This window comes from Microbulbifer rhizosphaerae (assembly GCF_014191725.1).
Classification (GTDB): Bacteria; Pseudomonadota; Gammaproteobacteria; order Pseudomonadales; family Cellvibrionaceae; genus Microbulbifer; species Microbulbifer rhizosphaerae.
This window is the reverse complement of the sequence record NZ_JACHWZ010000001.1, coordinates 364,982-382,302: the sequence shown is the minus strand read 5'-3', so window position 1 is coordinate 382,302 and position 17,321 is coordinate 364,982. Positions and strand designations below refer to the sequence as shown.

Below are 17,321 nucleotides of genomic sequence, written 5' to 3'. Positions count from 1 at the left end.
GGTGTCAGGGATTGCTTGCAATGACCAGGGGAATCAGAAGTGGTGGTCTATTGAACTGGCGGGCCTGCGGCCCGCTTGCGGAGCTGGAGTTCCGCGTTCCCGGCGGCGCTTCCAATTCCGCATTCCGCATTCCGCATTTATTCAGGGTGTTGCAGCCACTCCAGCTCGGCGCAACCTGTGGCCCACACCTCCGACTGCAGGCAGGCCAGGCTGGCGGTATCCAGGAAGTGGGCATCGTCGCTGCCACAGAGGCCGTTAACCAGCCTGCCCACCAGCGGCTGGTGGCTCACCAATAGCAGCGGAAAGCTTTTCGCCTGGCCCAGGGCATCGATAACCCGTTGGGGCGGGGTGCCGCCGATCAACAGCGGCTCGGTGATCACCGGCAGCCCCAGCGACTCGGCGACGATTTCCGCGGTCTGCTGGGTGCGCACAAAAGGGCTGGCCCAGATGGCGCGCACCTGCTCCAGCTCCTCTGCGCGCAACTCGCAGATCCGCGACACCTGGGCTCGGCCGCGTTCGGTCAACTGGCGGGAGTCATCCGCCACTACCATGGGTTCGGCTTCACCGTGGCGCAAGATCAGCAGTTGCACGGGTTTTCCTCAGGCCGGTCCGGGAATGTTATTCTTTGCCACCGCCTTTTTCGGTTTCCGCAGCTTCCTCGGAACCCAGCTCTATGACTTCCTCCTCCCCGCCCTCGGGGACCACCTCCGCCTCTACTTCCTCGGCGCTTTCGTAGCCGGACAGGTCCTCCATATCGGACTCCGGCCATTCGGAGAAGGGAAAAGGTTTTTCCTCGGTGTTGTAGATCAGAAACTGCAGCGTCTGGTAAATATAGGAGGCGATCTGGTCGCCGAGTCGGCGCAGGTTGTCGTTGGGGCCGCCGGTAATGATCGAAAACAGGAATTGCAGTACTACCACCGCGAGCATCACAATGCCGGCGATTTCCAGCAGTATTGCGAAGAGCACCATATACAGAAGGCGCAGCCAGTGGTTGCCGGAGGTCAGGTTCCGTTTCAGTTCTTCATTCTTCATGGGTGGATCACCATTAGGGTTTTGCACTTTTTACCTATTTCTCAACCTTGACTGAGTAGGCCACGTCGAAGGTTTGCGCGCCCGACATCAAATCTCGAATTACCTCCGGAATCGGGCGCTCTTCAAATAATATGGCGTGAATCGCGGAAACCAAGGGCATATACACGCCCATTTCGTCCGCCTTGTGTTTAATCAGGCGCACGGTGTTGACCCCTTCCGCCACCTGGCCGATTTCCGCCACCGCCTCTTCCAGTGCGCGCCCCTTGCCCACCAGGTAGCCCACCCGGTAGTTGCGGCTCAGGTCCGAGGAACAGGTCAGGATCAGGTCGCCCACACCCGCAAGGCCGATAAAGGTCATGGGGTCCGCGCCCACGGCCTCGGCAAAGCGCATCATCTCCGCCAGTGCGCGGGTGATCAGCAGGCTGCTGGTGTTTTGCCCGCGCTCCAGTGCCGCGGCCATGCCGGTGACGATGGCGTAGATGTTTTTCAGCGCACCGGCCAATTCGACCCCGAACACATCGCTGCTGGAGTAGATGCGGAAAGTCTCCGAGTGCAACACCTTCTGGATACTGCTGCACAGCTCTTCATCTTCGCTGGCGATCACCGTGGCGGTGTAATGCCCCTCGACAATTTCCTTGGCGAAGTTAGGCCCGCTGAGCACCCCCACGCGCATGCCGCTGGTCTCCTCCCGCAGGATATCGCTCATCAGGTGGAAGTTGTCGTGCTCCACGCCCTTGGTGGTGGAGATCAGCATGGTACCGGCTGCGAGCAGCGGCGCCACCGAGTGCACCACTTCGCGAAAGGATTTGCTGGGGATGGCCACGAACACTATCCGGCAGCCGTGCACCGCCTGCTCCAGGTCGCTGGTGATCTGAAGCTCCGGGTGCAGCGGCACTCCCGGCAGGTAGTACTGGTTTTCGCGCAGTTCGCGGCAGCGCGCGGCGCGCTCCGGGTCGCGCATCCACTGGCGGGTGTCGTGGCCGTTGCCGGCGACAATGTTGGCAATCGCGGTGCCGAAGCTGCCACCGCCCAATACGGCAATGGCAATGGACTCGGTGGTTTCCGTAGAAGTCATAAATCTGATTTGTTTTGAGTTTTGCGGATTATAGAGGGCGGCCCGGGCGAGCCCAATGACGGCGGGAAAAAAATGTGAGTTTCGGTCAGTTCGTGCAAAAATTAGGCGATAGAGGATTTTGTAGGAGCGGCTGTTAGCCGCGATCGGTCTTCCAGTTGTCTAAACGCCGATCGCGGCCAACGGCCGCTCCTACAAGGGGAAGCCGCTAGCTGTTGAGCTCCAGCAGCAGCGCATTGAGCCGACGCACATAGTCCGCCGGATCGGCCAGCTGGTTGCCGGCGGCCAGGTTGGCCTGATCCATGAGGATGTTGGTGAGATCCGCAAAGCGGTCTTCATCGGCCTCTTGATCCAGGCGCTGCACCAGCGGGTGGGAGGGGTTCAGCTCGAATATGGGCTTGGCCTCCGGCAGCGACTGGCCGGCCTGTTCGAGAATGCGGCGCATCTGCGGGCCCATATCCTGTTCGCTCACCACCAGGCAGGCGGGGGAATCCACCAGGCGGGTGGTGGCGCGCACGTCTTCCACGCGGTTTTCCAACACGCCTTTGACCCGCTCCACCAGCGCGCCGGCGTCCTTCTCCACTTTTTCGCGCTCGGCCTTGTCCTCCTCGGTCTCGGCTTCGCCCAGATCCAGTGCGCCCTTGGCCACGTCCTGGAATTGCTTGCCGTCGAATTCATGCATATGCCCCACGAACCACTCGTCCACCTGATCGGTAAGCAGCAGCACTTCGATGCCTTTCTTGCGGAAAACTTCCAGGTAGGGGCTGGATTTTGCGGTGGCGAAGTTGTCGGCACACACATAGTAGATATGCTTCTGGCCGTCTTTCATCCGGCCCACATAATCTTCCAGGGACTGGTCCTGTTTAGGCTCGTCGGTATGAGTGGTGGAAAAGCGCAGCAGCTTGGCCACCTTTTCCCGGTTGGCGAAGTCCTCTGCCGGCCCCTCTTTCATTACATTGCCGAACAGCTCCCAGAATTTTTGATACTGGTCCGCATCCTTCTTCGCCAGTTTTTCCAGCATATCCAGCACGCGCTTGGTGAGCGCGCCCTTGATTGCATCGGTATTGCGATCCTTCTGCAGTATCTCGCGGGAGACGTTCAGCGGCAGGTCGTTGGAGTCCAGCACGCCCTTGACGAAGCGCAGGTAGAGCGGCAGGAACTGCTCGGCGTCATCCATGATAAAGGTGCGCTGCACGTATAGCTTGAGACCGCGGGCGGCGTCGCGCTGGTAGAGGTCGAAGGGGGCTCGGGCGGGGATATACAGCAGGCTGGTGTAATCCTGCTTGCCCTCCACCCGGTTGTGACTCCAGGTGAGCGGCTCGTCGAAATCGTGGGAGATATGCTTGTAGAACTCCTTGTACTCCTCCGCCTTGATATCGCTGCGCGAGCGGGTCCACAGGGCCTGGGCGGCGTTGACCGCCTCGAATTCCGGCGCATTCTTCTCTTCACCCTCTTCCTCACCTTCGGTCGCCGGTGTTTCTTTCAGCATCTCCACGGGGATGGCGATATGGTCGGAGTATTTCTTGATGATGGAGCGCAGGCGCCAGCCGTCGGCGAACTCTTTCGCCTCCTCTTTCAGGTGCAGTACCACACGGGTGCCGCGCTGCGGCCACTCGATGTTTTCCACACTGTACTCGGCCTCGCCGCTGCATTCCCAGTGTACGCCCTGGTCGGCCTCGAGGCCGGCGCGACGAGTGAAGACGTCCACCTTGTCGGCGACGATAAACGCGGAATAGAAGCCCACGCCGAACTGGCCGATCAGGTGCGCATCCTTCTTCTGGTCACCGCTGAGGTTCTGCAGGAAGCTGGCGGTGCCGGAGCGGGCGATGGTGCCCAGGTTCCCGATCACCTCGTCGCGACTCATGCCGATGCCGTTGTCGGTGATGGTGATGGTGCCTTCTTCCCTGTCGAACTCGATGCGGATGCGCAGGTCGGGGTCGTCCTGCAGTAGTTCCGGCTTGGACAGGGCCTCGAAACGCAGCTTGTCGGCGGCGTCGGAGGCATTGGAAACCAGCTCGCGCAGGAATATCTCCTTGTTGGAGTAGAGCGAGTGGATCATCAGGTGCAGCAGTTGCTTGGCTTCAGTCTGGAAGCCATGGCGCTCTTTTTGGGCCTCAACGGTCATGGATAGGTCTCCCCGATCAGATGAATCAGAACGAGGAGGAATATTGGGACAGGGTTCCCGGTTTCAAGGGCGGGCCGGATACGCGGGGGCAAATCCTGCGTTCGCCCCTATCGGGTCATGGCTGTGGAGAGGGCGCCATTGCCGGTGATATCGATCACGAAATTGGCGGTCAGGTCGGCAATCACGCGGGACTCCGCGTTCATCAGGATAGCGATGCCGATCTTCTGCTTCTCCGAGTAGGCCACCGCGGCACGGAAGCCGGCCACCCAGCCGCCGTGGTAGATAATGCGGTCATCCCCCATGGTGTACAGGCGCCAACCCAGGCCGTAGCCGGCGTGGGTGAGGTAGTCGCGCCAGATACGGTGGCGCATATGCCGCTGGGTCTCTACCCGCTCGGTGGTGATGTCCTGAATCACCTCCGGCGACAGCACCCTGGGGTAGTAGCCCATCTGCGCCTTCAGCCACTGCGCCATATCCGAGATGCTGGCGTTGACCCCCGCCGCCGGCGCTGCCAGGTAGTACTCCTTCCTCACGGTTACCGGGCGCCAGCCGCGGCCGGTCTGCACATGGGGGGCGGCGCGGTTGTTGGAGGCCATGAAGCTCTCCCAGCCCAGAGAAGCATCTTTCATCTTCAATGGAACGAAGAAGCGCTCTTTCAACTGGCGCTCGTAGGTGACCCCGGTGGCCTTGTAGATCACGTCCTCGATCAGGCTGAACAGCACATTCTGGTAGCCGTAGCAGTTGCCCGGCTTACAGCGCGGATCGATATTGGCGAACTGGGGTAGGATCTTGGAGAGCGGCTTGTTGTCTTCCAGGTAGTTGTCGTAGGCGTTGGGGGTCAGCCCCGATGAGTGGCTGAGCAGATGCTGCACCTGCAGCTGGCGGGACAGCGCGGGGGTCTTGAAGCTGAGCTCGGGCACGTAGCGCACCACCCGGTCACCCCAGCTGAACTTCTTTTCGTGCTCCAGCACCGCGGCCATGCTGCCGGCGAAGGTCTTGGACACCGAGGCCAGGCGGAACACCGTGTTGCGGTTTATCCGGCCTCTCTTTCCCTTGACCCGCACGCCGTAGGTGTTCATGGCCACCACCCGGTCGCCGTCCACAATCACATAGGCGGCCCCGGGGATATCCTGCTTTTTCACCAATTGATGGAAATAGCGGTCGAAATTCCTGGCACTGGCGTCCACATCGCCCGCAACGCACACCGGCAGCCAGGCACCACAGAGGGCCGCCAGCAGGCAACGTAGCCTATCGCGCCGACGCCGAGGGAGAAAAGAGGACCATAAAGACAGAAATTTCATGCCGTACTTCGAGCCGCCGCGGCAGGGTGTAAATCCAAAAGCTGTGTTTAAGACTAGCAGCCTGCGGAAAAATTCTCTCCCAAGGCCGACTGACCGGACAAAGCGTGGCATTGTAGCTCAATGAACGCGTGCCGGGGACATATCGGCGGATATGTAGATCGGAATGCCTCGGCGGCCGGAGACCAGCAGAGCATAGGGGTGGCGGCAAGGCAGAATGACACCTATTAAAAAGCCGCCCGAAAGGCGGCTTTCTAGCATCAAATCAGCATTAAACGGGATTTCCGTTGATGCTTACAGCTTCTCAGCGTGCTCGCTCAGGTAGGCGGCCACACCTTCCGGAGAGGCGCTCATGCCCTTGTCGCCTTCCTGCCAGCCGGCCGGGCAGACTTCGCCGTGCTCCTGGTGGAAAGTCAATGCGTCGACCATACGCAGCATCTCGTCGACATTGCGGCCCAGCGGCAGGTCGTTGACCACTTGGTGGCGCACCAAGCCCTGCTCGTCGATCAGGAAAGAGCCGCGGAAGGCCACGCCGCCTTCGGACTCGACGTCATAGGCCTGGCAGATCTCGTGCTTGGTATCGGCCACCAGGGTGTATTTCACCGGGCCGATGCCGCCGTCGTTGACGGAAGTGTTGCGCCAGGCATTGTGGGAGAACTGGGAATCGATGGATACGCCGATTACCTCCACACCGCGCTTCTGGAACTCCGAATAGCGGTGATCAAAAGCGATCAACTCGGACGGGCACACGAAAGTGAAGTCCAGCGGGTAGAAGAAAACTACCGCCTTCTTGCCTTTGATGGCTTCGCTCAGGGTAAAGGTGTCGACGATCTCGCCGTTGCCCAGTACTGCTGCAGCTGTGAAATTCGGTGCTGGTTTGCCTACCAGTACAGCCATGAGAACCTCCTCATTATTCCGATGATGGGTTAGTAAATTGAACGACAATGTGGTCAATTTATATGCAATCGCTATAAATTGAATCAGATTTGATAGTGGCCCGCTATGATACACAGGCGCCTCTTTCAGTCCCATTAATTTTTTATATAGCTTCGATAGCGATGGGAATGAAAGAGATTGACCTCACTCCCCTGCCCGGTCACAGCTTCCCCTCCCACCCGGAGCAACCTGGACTAGAATAAAAACTGACCAGACACAGAATCTCATTGACACTCATTCTCACTTGCAATACGATCTTCGCAGATTCAGTTTTTAGAGCGTAATTTACGCCAGGGCTCCATCGACGATGTACGTATGTATCTGTAAAGGCATTACCGACCGCCAGATCAAGGAAGCGGTCTACGACGGCTCCACATCCGTCAAGGCCCTGCGCCGCCAGTTGGGCGTCTCCTCCCAATGCGGCCGCTGCGCGGAACTGACCCAGGAGATCATCGACGAGACCATGAGCGGCGGCATGGTGGCCGCGGGCAACAACGGGTTGTTCTATTCCGCCGGCTGATCCTCCTCTCAAACACTCCCTCCGCAGCCAACCGCAACACAGGCTGCCGCCTGGCGTAACTGCCCGCCTGTTCTATCTTTAGCGGAGCACTTCCCGACTGCCGGCCGCCCCATGAGACAGTATCTGCAGCATCTCGGCGAACGCCTGCGTTCCAGCTTCTGGCTCGTGCCGGCGGTGATGGCGGTCGCCGCCATCGCCCTGTCCCAAGGGATGCAGCTAGTGGACCAGGTCGCGGGACCCGCCGGACTGCCGGGAATGAGCTGGATGCGCCTGCAGGACCCGGACAGCGCCCGCTCACTGCTGGCCATGATCGCCGGCTCCACCATCACAGTGGCCGGCACCGTGTTTTCCATTACCACCGTGGCCCTCACCCTGGCCTCCAACCAATTCGGCCCGAGACTGGTGCGCAACTTTATGCGCGACCGGGGTACCCAATGTGTCCTCGGCATATTTCTCTCCACTTTTGTGTACGCGCTGGTAACCATGCGCGGCATCGATGCCCAGAGTGACGCCGCCACCAATCACGGCCTGGCGGTACACACTGCGGTGCTGCTGGCCGTAGTCAGCATCGCCTTCCTGATCTATTTCATCCACAACGTGGCGCAATCCATCCAGGTGGACAACGTCACCTTTCACATCAACCGCGAGCTCAGCGACGCTATCGACCGCCTCTACCCCAGTGCCCACCACCACTTCGGCGAAGGTGCGGAGCGCTGCGACACCGATCGCCTGCCGCTGGGCGAAGACCGGCTCAGTATCTTCTGTGAAAAGAGCGGCTATATACAGATCATCAACCGGGAAAAGCTGATCCGCTGGGCGAGCGAGCACGACTGCTGTATCCGCCTGGAGTGCCACCCGGGCAGCTACCTCAATTCCTGGACTCCGGTGGCCAGCGTGTTCCAGCCGCCACGGCACCTGGACAGCGAAACCATCAGCAAGAGTGTTGCCGGCGCCATCGGCACCGGCCACCAGCCCACCGCGGAACAGGACATTGTCTTCTCCATTCACCAACTGGCGCAGATTGCGGTGCGCGCTCTGTCTCCGGGTATCAACGACCCCTATACCGCCTACGCCTGTATCAACCGCCTGGTGGATGGTATCGGCAAGGTGCTGCAGAGACCCCAATTGCCCAACTGTTTTCGCGACGACGACGGCAACCTGCGCCTGGTAACCCTCCAACTGGATTTTGCCGATCTGCTGCAGGCGGCTTTCGATGAAATCCGCGAGTACGGCCGCCAAAGTGGCGTGGTCATGCGCCACCTGGTGGATGCCCTGCTCGGCCTCACGGAAGTCTGCACCCGCACAGAAGACAGGCATGCGCTGAGAAGGTATACCGACCGCCTGGAAGAAGACCTCGAAAAATTTATCGACGACCGATTCGATCGGGAAATTATCCAAAAGAAAATCTCTGGAATCCGCCAGTGGATCAACCTTCCCTGAACACCATTGGACAGGTCTTTTTCATCCGCAGGAAACAATCTAAAAGGGAATCATTCTCGTTGTAATTTTCTGCCGAATTCCTCTTAATTTCCCTGTTTTTCCGCACACAAACAAAACTCGCCTTTTTCTTGACTTGCCCCAACGGGAGACGCAAACTCCACCGGCATAGTGGCGGCGACTCTACAATATGCAGGTAACAAAACAGCTGCAGCTTAACCTAACAAACAGGAATATCCTGAACATCCATTCAGTCTCGGCAGGGCCAGGAGCAAAAGCTATGAAAGGCGATCCCAAAGTTATCGAACATTTAAACAAAGCACTGGGCAACGAACTGGTGGCCATCAACCAGTACTTCCTGCATGCCCGCATGTACAAAAACTGGGGACTGAAAGAGCTGGCGGAAAAGGAATACCACGAATCCATCGATGAGATGAAACACGCCGACTGGCTGATCGAGCGGATTCTGTTTCTCGAGGGCATTCCCAATCTGCAGCACCTGGGTAAGCTGCTCATCGGGGAAGACACCGTGGAAATGCTCAAGTGCGACCTGAAGCTGGAGTCCAAGGCCATCCCCGACCTGCGCGACGCCATCGCCCACTGCGAATCGGTGCGCGATTACGGCAGCCGGGAACTGCTGGAAAAAATCCTCGAATCCGAGGAGGAACACGTGGACTGGCTGGAGACCCAGCTGGACCTGGTCGACAAAGTCGGCCTGCGGAACTACCTGCAATCTCAGATGGAAACCGGAGAATAATCCCAAGCACAACCGACGGACGGGATGACGAGCCAGGATTGAAACAGGATGTCCACAGCCATTCCCAAACAAAAAAGCCGCGGCAACCACCGCGGCTTTTTTTGTTTGGGCAAAGAGGAAAAACCTATTCCCCGCCCTCACCCTCGGCAGAGGCCTCTTCCACCAGGGTCTTCAGCTCGCCGTTTTCGTACATCTCCATAATGATGTCACAGCCACCGACCAGCTCTCCCTTGACCCACAGCTGCGGGAAGGTCGGCCAGTTGGCGTATTTCGGCAGCTCGGTGCGGATATCCGGATTGGACAGCACGTCCACATAGGCAAAGCGCTTGCCGCAGGCCATCAGCGCCTGGGAGGCACGCATGGAAAAGCCGCACTGGGGTGCGTTGGGGCTGCCTTTCATATAGAGCAGGATCGCGTTGTCGGCTATCTGCTGCTTGATGTTCTCCAGTGTGTCCATAGGTATGACCAACCTCGATTAGAAAGTGTTTCGGCCCGGCGCCCGGCGCCCGTTCGCTGTTTTGAGGGGCGGGATTGTACCCCACCCAACCCACCGGTGCATCTCGCGACCAGTGCGCTAGTGCCCGCCCTGGTCCATCGGAAAGTCGCAGGCGCCCCAGGCCTTCATCCCCCCGAGCAGGTTGCGCACATCGGTGAACCCCAGGCGCAGCAAAATACTGACTGCAAGCCCTGCACGATGCCCGACCCCGCAGGTCACCACCAGGGTCCGGTCCCTGTCGAGGCCCGTCTCAGAGAGGCGCTCCTCGAGATACCCGACGTATAGATGGACCGCGCCGGGAATATGCCCGCTGTCAAACTCGCCGTCCTCGCGCACATCGAGTACCTGCATTTCATCGAGCCGGTCGATCAGTTCACGGGGGGTGATCACGCGGTTGTGCCGGAACGGGTGCCCACTGTTGCGCCAGCTGCCAAAACCGCCGGCCAGGGCGCCCTCGACCCGGTCGATACCGATGCGGCTGAGATACAGCGCGGCAGTTTCCATATCCTCGCCGCGGTCTCCCACCAAAAGTAGCTCCGTGGTTTCATCGGCCAGCCAACCGCCAAAAACCGGCAAACCCTGCAACCAGATACTGTAGCTGTCGGCAATATGGCCACCCGCAAAGGCTTCGGGTTCCCGCGTGTCGAACACCTGCCGCCGCTTGCGCGCATCGGCAAACTCTTCCGGCCCCAAGAACCTGACCGCACCGAGAACCTCCGGTGGCTCCAGCCCGCCGTGCAGGTTCACCTTTTCCATCAGGCGAAAGTACGGCGGCCGCGGCAGCCGCTCGCCGCCTTTCTTGCGGGCAAATGCATCCCGGTCCAGCGTGAACACATCGTTGAGACGCCGCTCCTCACCGATGGTGGAAAACGGCTTTTCCGACATACCGCTGCCACACACGGACCCCGGCCCATGCGCGGGAAAAACCAACACGGTATCGCCCAACGCCTTCAGCCTGCCGTGCACGGAGTCATACAGTAATGCCGCATTCTCGACCGATTTATCAGCGCCCGGCAGATCACTGCGACCCGTATCGCCAAAAAACAGCGTGTCGCCGGTAAATACGCCCCAGGGGATATCGGCCCCCTTTTCATAGACTGCGTAACACATACTCTCAGGTGTGTGTCCGGGGGTATGAAGGGCGCAAATTTTCAGGCTCCCCAGCGTGAAGCTGTCACCGTCCCCCAGCCGCAGGTCGCCATGGCCGAACAGCTCGTGCTCGCCATTGACTACCCGGGCCCCCGTCAATCTCGCCAGGTAGGCCGATCCCATTACGAAATCCTCCTGGCGGTGGGTTTCGATTACATGGGTGATGCGGCAGCCGAATTCACGGGCTGCGGCCAGGTAGTCGTCCACATCGCGGCGGGGATCCACCACCGCCGCGCAATTGCCGTCGGCAATCACATAAGCGTAGTGAGAAATGGCCGGGGTTTCGATACATTTGAATTTCATGATTTACTCAGCGCAATGGCGCGGACGTGGTTTGGAATTCTCTGCCCATCGGATCAGCGAAAGCAGTGCTCTCAGAATAGTAAACACGGGGCTGGCGACGGTCCGCAGGGGCACCGGAAATGTCACAGGAATAAAGATGGCCACACAGGGCCTTCGGCACCACACCAGCTGACCGCGCCGCGTAGCGCGCCACCACAAGTATGTTAGTATTGCCGGCTTTCCCGGGGAAACTGCGGACGAATGGCGCTCACGCCGAACTTTCTGCGGCTCTCCCGGTTTTTCAGGCCCACCATATGAGGAAACAGCAAAGTGGCCATTCCCGCACTCATGCAAAACTACGGCACCAGAACCCTGACCCTGGTCAGGGGTGAAGGCAACTACGTGTGGGACGACGCCGGCCGACGCTACCTGGACGCTATTTCCGGAATCGCCGTGTGCGGCCTGGGCCACTGCCATCCGGCAGTCACCGAGGCGCTGCAGGACCAGGCGCATACCCTGCTGCACGTATCCAACCTCTACAATATTCCCGCGCAGGAACAACTTGCGGAGAAGCTGGTGACCCTGTCGGACATGGACAATGTGTTCTTTTCCAACTCCGGTGCCGAGGCCAATGAGGCGGCGATCAAGCTGGCGCGCCGGCTCGGCAACGAGCGCGGCCTTGCAGTGCCGCGCATCGTGGTGATGGAGGGGGCCTTCCACGGTCGCACACTCGCCACTCTCACCGCCACCGGCAACGAAAAGATCCAGCAGGGTTTCGCGCCGCTGCCGGAGGGATTCCTGCGCGTGCCCTTCGACGACGTCGCCGCGATCGAAAAGCTCGCCGCCCAGCACAACGACATAGTCGCGGTGCTGGTGGAACCGGTGCAGGGAGAAGGCGGTATCCGCGTGCCGGCACCGGACTACCTGAACAAATTACGCGACCTGTGCGACAGACAGGACTGGCTGCTGATGCTGGACGAGATCCAGAGCGCCAACGGCCGCAGCGGTAAACTGTTCGCCTACCAGCACAACGGCATCCTCCCGGACGTGGTCACCACCGCCAAGGGCCTGGGCAACGGCGTGCCCATCGGCGCCTGCCTGGCGCGGGGCAAAGCGGCGCAGCTGTTTACCGCCGGCAGCCACGGCTCCACCTTTGGCGGTAACCCTCTGGCCTGCCGCGCCGGCCTGGCGGTGCTGGACACCCTGGAAAAGGAATGGCTGATCGAGCGCGCCGCAAAACTGGGGGAACAGCTGCTGCAACAGCTGCGCGAGCAGTTGGCCGACTGTGCCGCGGTCCGTGAGATCCGCGGCCTGGGCCTACTCATCGGCATCGAACTGGACCGCCCCTGTGCCGAACTGGTAGAACAGGCGCGCACCCGCGACCTGCTGATCAACGTCACCGCCGGCAACGTGGTGCGCCTGCTGCCGCCGCTCACCCTGAGCGATGACGAGTGCCGCCAGATCGGCGCCACCGTGAGCACACTGATCGAGAACTTTACCCGGCAAGCGGCCTGAATTTAGGAGGGAACGACTTATGGCCAGACACTTTCTCACCCTGCTGGACCTGTCCGGGGATGAGCTCAACGGCGTTATCGAGCGCGCCATCGAACTGAAAGCCCTGCGCGCCCAAGGCATCGCCACCGAGCCCTTCCGCGATAAGGTACTGGGGATGATCTTCGAGAAATCCTCCACCCGCACCCGGGTGTCCTTCGAGGCAGGCATGGCGCAGATGGGCGGCAGCGCCATCTTCCTGTCCCCCCGCGACACCCAGTTGGGCCGCGGCGAGCCCATCGAGGACAGCGCGCGGGTCATCTCGCGCATGGTGGATATGGTGATGATCCGCACCTTCGGCCACAACGTACTGGAGCGCTTCGCCCAGTACAGCCAGGTACCGGTGATCAACGCCCTGTCCGATAGCTACCACCCCTGCCAACTGCTCGCGGACATCCAGACCTATGTGGAGCACCGCGGCAGCCCCCGGGGCAAGGTGGTGGCCTGGGTGGGCGACGGCAACAACATGTGCCACTCCTACATCAACGCCGCGCGCCGGTGCGACTTCGAGCTGCGTATCGCCTGCCCCGAGGGTTACGAGCCGGACGAGGCCATAGTCGCCGCCGCCGGCGACAGGGTGAGCATTGTGCGCAAACCCGCGGACGCGGTGCGCGGCGCCGACTGGGTGGCCACCGACGTCTGGGCCTCCATGGGCCAGGAAACCGAGCAGCAGGAGCGCAAACGCGCCTTCCAGAGCTTCCTGGTCGACCACGACCTGATGAGTCACGCCAACAACGGCGCCGTATTCATGCACTGCCTGCCCGCCCACCGCGGCGAGGAAGTGAGCGGAGAACTGCTGGAGGACGACGGCATTTCCGTGGTCTGGGACGAGGCGGAGAACCGCCTGCACGCGCAGAAGGCGCTGATGGAGTTCCTGCAGGAACACAGCGGTTGACCCGGGCAGCCCATACCCTCGCCATACCGGCTCGGCCGGTATGGCGAGTCAACAGCTGGTTTGAAGCAGAGCACCTACACGATACTGTAAAACTTCTCCTGTAGGGGTGATCGCCAGCCGCGGTCGGTTGCTGGCTAAACAACGCACAATGATTAAAGAAACGCCAGAAGATTCGCCGGCCGAGTACCACTTTGCTCAAAGACTAAACAAACCGAAACAGTTATTGCCACGGTTAATTTAGCGCGCACTTACTATTAAAAAAAATTCTTAAAACCCTCCCCGGATTAAAAACCGCTGTACAGGCTTTAACCATCCCCAGTAATTGCGGGGGCTGGCACGAAAGTGGCCACTGACAATTACCCCGCTACCCACAAATTATCCACAGCAAACTACGAAGTTATTCGCCTTGAAATAGCCCCTCTATCGCATTATCTTGTTGGTCAGTCGAGACGCAACCCCAATATATTGGGGTGCACCCCAGGTACAGCCCCTAGCCGACGGGGGCCGATTCCGACCCCGGCGCCGCCATTGCGGTGCACCAGTCAGGCACAGTTTTCCAAAAGCAAATCAGAGGTAACCAGGCGGAATGGACTATCCGCCGCAGGCACCCGGAGGCCCCCAACCGGGGGGCGCCCGGCAAAGCGGCCTGTTCCCACCCCGGGGCCCGGAGGGCTGCCGGAAGGGAAAAACGAGGGACCCGTTACCGCCCAATATCCCCCTTCGAGGGTGCTGTCCGAGCGGACAGAAGCGGAAAAACAGTACATACACGCGGAGAAATTCATGCACACAGAGACAGGGCGCTCTCAATCCGTGCCTACGGAAAAAACAGCTACAACCAGAGAGCAGACCGGCGGCAACACCACCCTGGCCGCAACCGCACCGGGACAGATTCGCGTCATCAAGCGCAACGGTACCGTAGTGCCCTACGACGACAGCAAAATTTCCGTTGCGGTCACCAAGGCCTTCCTCGCCGTCGAGGGCGGTACCGCCGCGGCCTCCAGCCGCATCCACGAGCAGGTGGGCGACCTGGTGGCGCAGATCAGCGCCACCTTCCAGCGCCGCATGCCCTCCGGTGGCACCATCCATATCGAGGAGATTCAGGACCAGGTGGAACTGGCGCTGATGCGCTCCGGCGAGCACAAGATCGCCCGCGACTACGTGCTCTACCGCGAGGAACACGCCCGCCTGCGCGCGGAGAAGGGCCAGCACAAAGCCGTCGCGGAGGCCCACCCCAGCATCCGCGTCAAGATGGAAGACGGCACCCTGGTTCCGCTGGACATGGAGCGCCTGCGTACCGTGGTGAGCGAGGCCTGCGAAGGCCTGAAGGACGTGGACGGCGAGGCGATCCTCTCCGAAGCGCTGAAGAACCTCTACGACGGCGTCTCCGAAACCGATATCAACACCGCGCTGGTGATCACCGCGCGCACCATGGTCGAGCAGGAACCCAACTACACCTACGCCACCGCCTGCCTGCTGCTGGACAAGCTCCGCGCCGAGGCATTGCGCTTCCTCGGCGTCGCCGAGCGCGCCACCCAGCACGAGATGGAAACCCTCTACGGCAAAGCCCTGGAAGCCTATGTGCAAAAGGGTATCGAGCTGGAACTGCTGGACCCGGCGCTGGCCACCTTCGATCTGGCGCAACTGGGCGAAGCCCTGAAAGGCGAGCGCGATCACCTGTTCAGCTACCTGGGCCTGCAGACCCTGTACGATCGCTACTTCCTGCACTCAGACGAAATCCGTTTCGAGCTGCCGCAGATCTTCTTTATGCGCGTCGCCATGGGTCTCGCCATCAATGAAGATGACCCCAACGGGCGCGCAATCGAGTTCTACAACCTGCTGAGCTCCTTCGACTACATGAGCTCCACGCCCACCCTGTTCAACGCCGGCACCCTTCGCCCGCAGCTGTCCTCCTGCTACCTCACCACGGTGCCGGACGACCTGGAGGGCATCTACGGCGCCATTCGCGACAACGCCATGCTCTCCAAATGGGCCGGCGGCCTGGGCAACGACTGGACCCCGGTGCGCAGCCTCGGCGCCTACATCAAGGGCACCAACGGCAAATCCCAGGGCGTGGTGCCGTTTTTGAAAGTGGCCAACGACACCGCGGTGGCGGTAAACCAGGGCGGCAAGCGCAAGGGCGCGGTCTGCGCCTACCTGGAGACCTGGCACCTGGATATCGAGGAGTTCCTCGAACTGCGCAAGAACACCGGCGACGACCGCCGCCGCACCCACGACATGAACACCGCCAACTGGGTGCCGGACCTGTTTATGAAGCGCGTCTTCGAAGACAAGGAGTGGACCCTCTTCTCCCCCAGCGACACCCCGGACCTGCACGACCTGTTCGGTACCGCCTTCGAGGAGCGCTACACCCACTACGAGCAACTGGTCGCCGAAGGCAAGCTGAAGCTGCACAAGAAAGTGCGCGCGGTGGACCTGTGGCGCAAGATGCTGGGCATGCTGTTCGAGACCGGCCACCCCTGGATCACTTTCAAGGACGCCTGTAACCTGCGCAGCCCGCAGCAGCACGTGGGCGTGGTGCACTCCTCCAATCTGTGCACCGAGATCACCCTGAACACCCGGGCCAACGACGAAATCGCCGTGTGCAACCTGGGCTCCGTAAACCTGGCCCAGCATATCGAAGACAATAAACTCGATCAGGAAAAGCTGGCGCGCACCGTGAAGACCGCCGTGCGCATGCTGGATAACGTGATCGACATCAACTACTACTCCGTCGAAACCGCGCGCCAGTCCAACATGCGCCACCGCCCGGTGGGCCTGGGCCTGATGGGCTTCCAGGACGCGCTCTACAAGGCCGGCATCTCCTACGCCAGCGACGAAGCTGTAGCCTTCGCCGACACCACCATGGAGGCGATCAGCTACCAGGCCATCTCCGCCTCCAGCGACCTGGCCGCAGAGCGCGGCAAGTACCAGAGCTATGAAGGCTCCCTGTGGAGCAAGGGCATACTGCCGCTGGACTCCATTAAGGTCCTGGCGGAGCAGCGCGGCGAGCAATTTATCGAACAGGACACCAGCGCAAGCCAGGACTGGGACAGCCTGCGCGCAAAAGTGAAAAAACAGGGCATGCGCAACTCCAACGTGATGGCGATCGCGCCCACCGCCACCATCGCCAATATCACCGGAGTCTCCCAGTCCATCGAGCCCACATACCAGAACCTGTATGTAAAATCGAACCTGTCCGGCGAGTTCACCGTGGTTAACCCCTACCTGGTGCACGACCTGAAAGCCCTGGGCCTGTGGGACAAAGTGATGGTCAACGACCTGAAATACTACGAGGGCTCGGTGCAGAAGATCGATCGCGTGCCGGCGGAACTGAAAGCCAAGTACGCCACCGCCTTCGAAGTGGAGCCGCGCTGGATCGTCGATGCCGCCAGCCGCCGCCAGAAGTGGATCGACCAGGCGCAGTCGCTGAACCTGTACATCGCCGGCGCCGACGGCAAAAAGCTGGACCTGACCTATCGCATGGCCTGGTACCGCGGCCTCAAGACCACCTACTACCTGCGCGCCCTGGCCGCCACCAGCACGGAAAAATCCACCGTGAACACCGGCAACCTGAACGCAGTGAGCTCGGGAGCCAGCGCCCCGGTAGCGGCAGCGCCCGCGCCGGCGGAAGTACCCAAGGCCTGCTCCCTGGACGACCCGGACTGCGAGGCCTGCCAGTAAAAGCCTTTCCCTCCCCTCTCCCATTTATGGGAGAGGGGCCGGGGGAGAGCAAAGACCGCGGACCAATACCAATAGGCCCGCAAAAAAGAA

Annotated in this window: 14 protein-coding genes; 6 read left to right on the top strand and 8 right to left on the bottom strand. The window is 60.7% G+C overall.

Going from position 1 to position 17,321, the window contains the following annotated elements; translation table 11 throughout:
* Positions 1–137: 137 nt before the first annotated feature.
* The 6 genes from sixA to FHS09_RS01550 all read right to left on the bottom strand — a co-directional run bounded on the left by sixA (position 138) and on the right by FHS09_RS01550 (position 6,424).
* Positions 138–590 (bottom strand): phosphohistidine phosphatase SixA, encoded by a 453-nt coding sequence (gene sixA, locus FHS09_RS01575; RefSeq protein WP_183455968.1) that lies wholly within the window; start codon positions 588–590, stop codon positions 138–140.
* A 28-nt stretch (positions 591–618) separates the two neighbouring features.
* On the bottom strand, positions 619–1,032 hold the full coding sequence (locus tag FHS09_RS01570; protein WP_183455966.1) for a DUF4389 domain-containing protein: 414 nt from the start codon (positions 1,030–1,032) through the stop codon (positions 619–621).
* 34 nt (positions 1,033–1,066) lie between these two features.
* A complete protein-coding gene (locus FHS09_RS01565; RefSeq protein ID WP_183455964.1) occupies positions 1,067–2,107 on the bottom strand; it encodes an NAD(P)H-dependent glycerol-3-phosphate dehydrogenase in 1,041 nt (346 codons plus the stop codon).
* Positions 2,108–2,312: 205 nt separating this feature from the next.
* Positions 2,313–4,229 carry a molecular chaperone HtpG gene (gene htpG, locus FHS09_RS01560; protein ID WP_183455962.1) on the bottom strand — a complete coding sequence of 639 codons (1,917 nt, stop codon included), beginning with the start codon at positions 4,227–4,229 and terminating at the stop codon, positions 2,313–2,315.
* Positions 4,230–4,336: 107 nt separating this feature from the next.
* On the bottom strand, positions 4,337–5,530 hold the full coding sequence (locus FHS09_RS01555) for a serine hydrolase domain-containing protein (protein ID WP_183455960.1): 1,194 nt from the start codon (positions 5,528–5,530) through the stop codon (positions 4,337–4,339).
* Between the two features lie 291 nt (positions 5,531–5,821).
* Positions 5,822–6,424, bottom strand: a complete 603-nt coding sequence (locus FHS09_RS01550) for a peroxiredoxin (protein WP_183455958.1) — start codon at positions 6,422–6,424, stop codon at positions 5,822–5,824.
* Between the two features lie 346 nt (positions 6,425–6,770).
* On the opposite strand from FHS09_RS01550, the gene FHS09_RS01545 reads away from it, so the two are divergent.
* The 3 genes from FHS09_RS01545 to bfr all read left to right on the top strand — a co-directional run bounded on the left by FHS09_RS01545 (position 6,771) and on the right by bfr (position 9,177).
* On the top strand, positions 6,771–6,983 hold the full coding sequence (locus FHS09_RS01545; RefSeq protein ID WP_183455956.1) for a bacterioferritin-associated ferredoxin: 213 nt from the start codon (positions 6,771–6,773) through the stop codon (positions 6,981–6,983).
* Between the two features lie 111 nt (positions 6,984–7,094).
* Positions 7,095–8,423: a DUF2254 domain-containing protein gene (locus FHS09_RS01540; RefSeq protein ID WP_183455954.1), complete on the top strand. Its 1,329-nt coding sequence runs from the start codon at positions 7,095–7,097 to the stop codon at positions 8,421–8,423.
* 277 nt (positions 8,424–8,700) lie between these two features.
* Positions 8,701–9,177 carry a bacterioferritin gene (bfr, locus tag FHS09_RS01535; RefSeq protein WP_183455952.1) on the top strand — a complete coding sequence of 159 codons (477 nt, stop codon included), beginning with the start codon at positions 8,701–8,703 and terminating at the stop codon, positions 9,175–9,177.
* Between the two features lie 124 nt (positions 9,178–9,301).
* On the opposite strand, the gene grxD is transcribed toward bfr, so the two are convergent.
* The gene (gene grxD, locus FHS09_RS01530; RefSeq protein WP_183455950.1) at positions 9,302–9,634 is read right to left on the bottom strand and encodes a Grx4 family monothiol glutaredoxin; all 333 of its coding nucleotides are present in this window, start codon (positions 9,632–9,634) and stop codon (positions 9,302–9,304) included.
* A gap of 117 nt (positions 9,635–9,751) precedes the next feature.
* Entirely contained in the window at positions 9,752–11,125 is a 1,374-nt protein-coding gene (locus FHS09_RS01525) for an MBL fold metallo-hydrolase (protein WP_183455948.1), read from the bottom strand.
* 309 nt (positions 11,126–11,434) lie between these two features.
* On the opposite strand from FHS09_RS01525, the gene FHS09_RS01520 reads away from it, so the two are divergent.
* The 3 genes from FHS09_RS01520 to FHS09_RS01510 all read left to right on the top strand — a co-directional run bounded on the left by FHS09_RS01520 (position 11,435) and on the right by FHS09_RS01510 (position 17,231).
* Positions 11,435–12,619, top strand: a complete 1,185-nt coding sequence (locus tag FHS09_RS01520; RefSeq protein ID WP_183455946.1) for an acetylornithine/succinylornithine family transaminase — start codon at positions 11,435–11,437, stop codon at positions 12,617–12,619.
* 19 nt (positions 12,620–12,638) lie between these two features.
* Positions 12,639–13,550 (top strand): ornithine carbamoyltransferase, encoded by a 912-nt coding sequence (argF, locus tag FHS09_RS01515; protein WP_183455944.1) that lies wholly within the window; start codon positions 12,639–12,641, stop codon positions 13,548–13,550.
* A gap of 780 nt (positions 13,551–14,330) precedes the next feature.
* Complete coding sequence (locus tag FHS09_RS01510) at positions 14,331–17,231, top strand: ribonucleoside-diphosphate reductase subunit alpha (RefSeq protein WP_183455942.1); 2,901 nt, start codon at positions 14,331–14,333, stop codon at positions 17,229–17,231.
* The last annotated feature ends 90 nt before the right edge of the window (positions 17,232–17,321 follow it).

What these genes read in the sequence shown, in the direction of transcription:
- FHS09_RS01570 (WP_183455966.1), bottom strand. Translation starts at nt 1,032, where the DNA reads ATGAAGAATGAAGAACTGAAACGGAACCTGACCTCCGGCAACCACTGG.
- FHS09_RS01565 (WP_183455964.1), bottom strand. Translation starts at nt 2,107, where the DNA reads ATGACTTCTACGGAAACCACCGAGTCCATTGCCATTGCCGTATTGGGC.
- htpG (WP_183455962.1), bottom strand. Translation starts at nt 4,229, where the DNA reads ATGACCGTTGAGGCCCAAAAAGAGCGCCATGGCTTCCAGACTGAAGCC.
- FHS09_RS01555 (WP_183455960.1), bottom strand. Translation starts at nt 5,530, where the DNA reads ATGAAATTTCTGTCTTTATGGTCCTCTTTTCTCCCTCGGCGTCGGCGC.
- FHS09_RS01550 (WP_183455958.1), bottom strand. Translation starts at nt 6,424, where the DNA reads ATGGCTGTACTGGTAGGCAAACCAGCACCGAATTTCACAGCTGCAGCA.
- FHS09_RS01545 (WP_183455956.1), top strand. Translation starts at nt 6,771, where the DNA reads ATGTACGTATGTATCTGTAAAGGCATTACCGACCGCCAGATCAAGGAA.
- FHS09_RS01540 (WP_183455954.1), top strand. Translation starts at nt 7,095, where the DNA reads ATGAGACAGTATCTGCAGCATCTCGGCGAACGCCTGCGTTCCAGCTTC.
- bfr (WP_183455952.1), top strand. Translation starts at nt 8,701, where the DNA reads ATGAAAGGCGATCCCAAAGTTATCGAACATTTAAACAAAGCACTGGGC.
- grxD (WP_183455950.1), bottom strand. Translation starts at nt 9,634, where the DNA reads ATGGACACACTGGAGAACATCAAGCAGCAGATAGCCGACAACGCGATC.
- FHS09_RS01525 (WP_183455948.1), bottom strand. Translation starts at nt 11,125, where the DNA reads ATGAAATTCAAATGTATCGAAACCCCGGCCATTTCTCACTACGCTTAT.
- argF (WP_183455944.1), top strand. Translation starts at nt 12,639, where the DNA reads ATGGCCAGACACTTTCTCACCCTGCTGGACCTGTCCGGGGATGAGCTC.
- FHS09_RS01510 (WP_183455942.1), top strand. Translation starts at nt 14,331, where the DNA reads ATGCACACAGAGACAGGGCGCTCTCAATCCGTGCCTACGGAAAAAACA.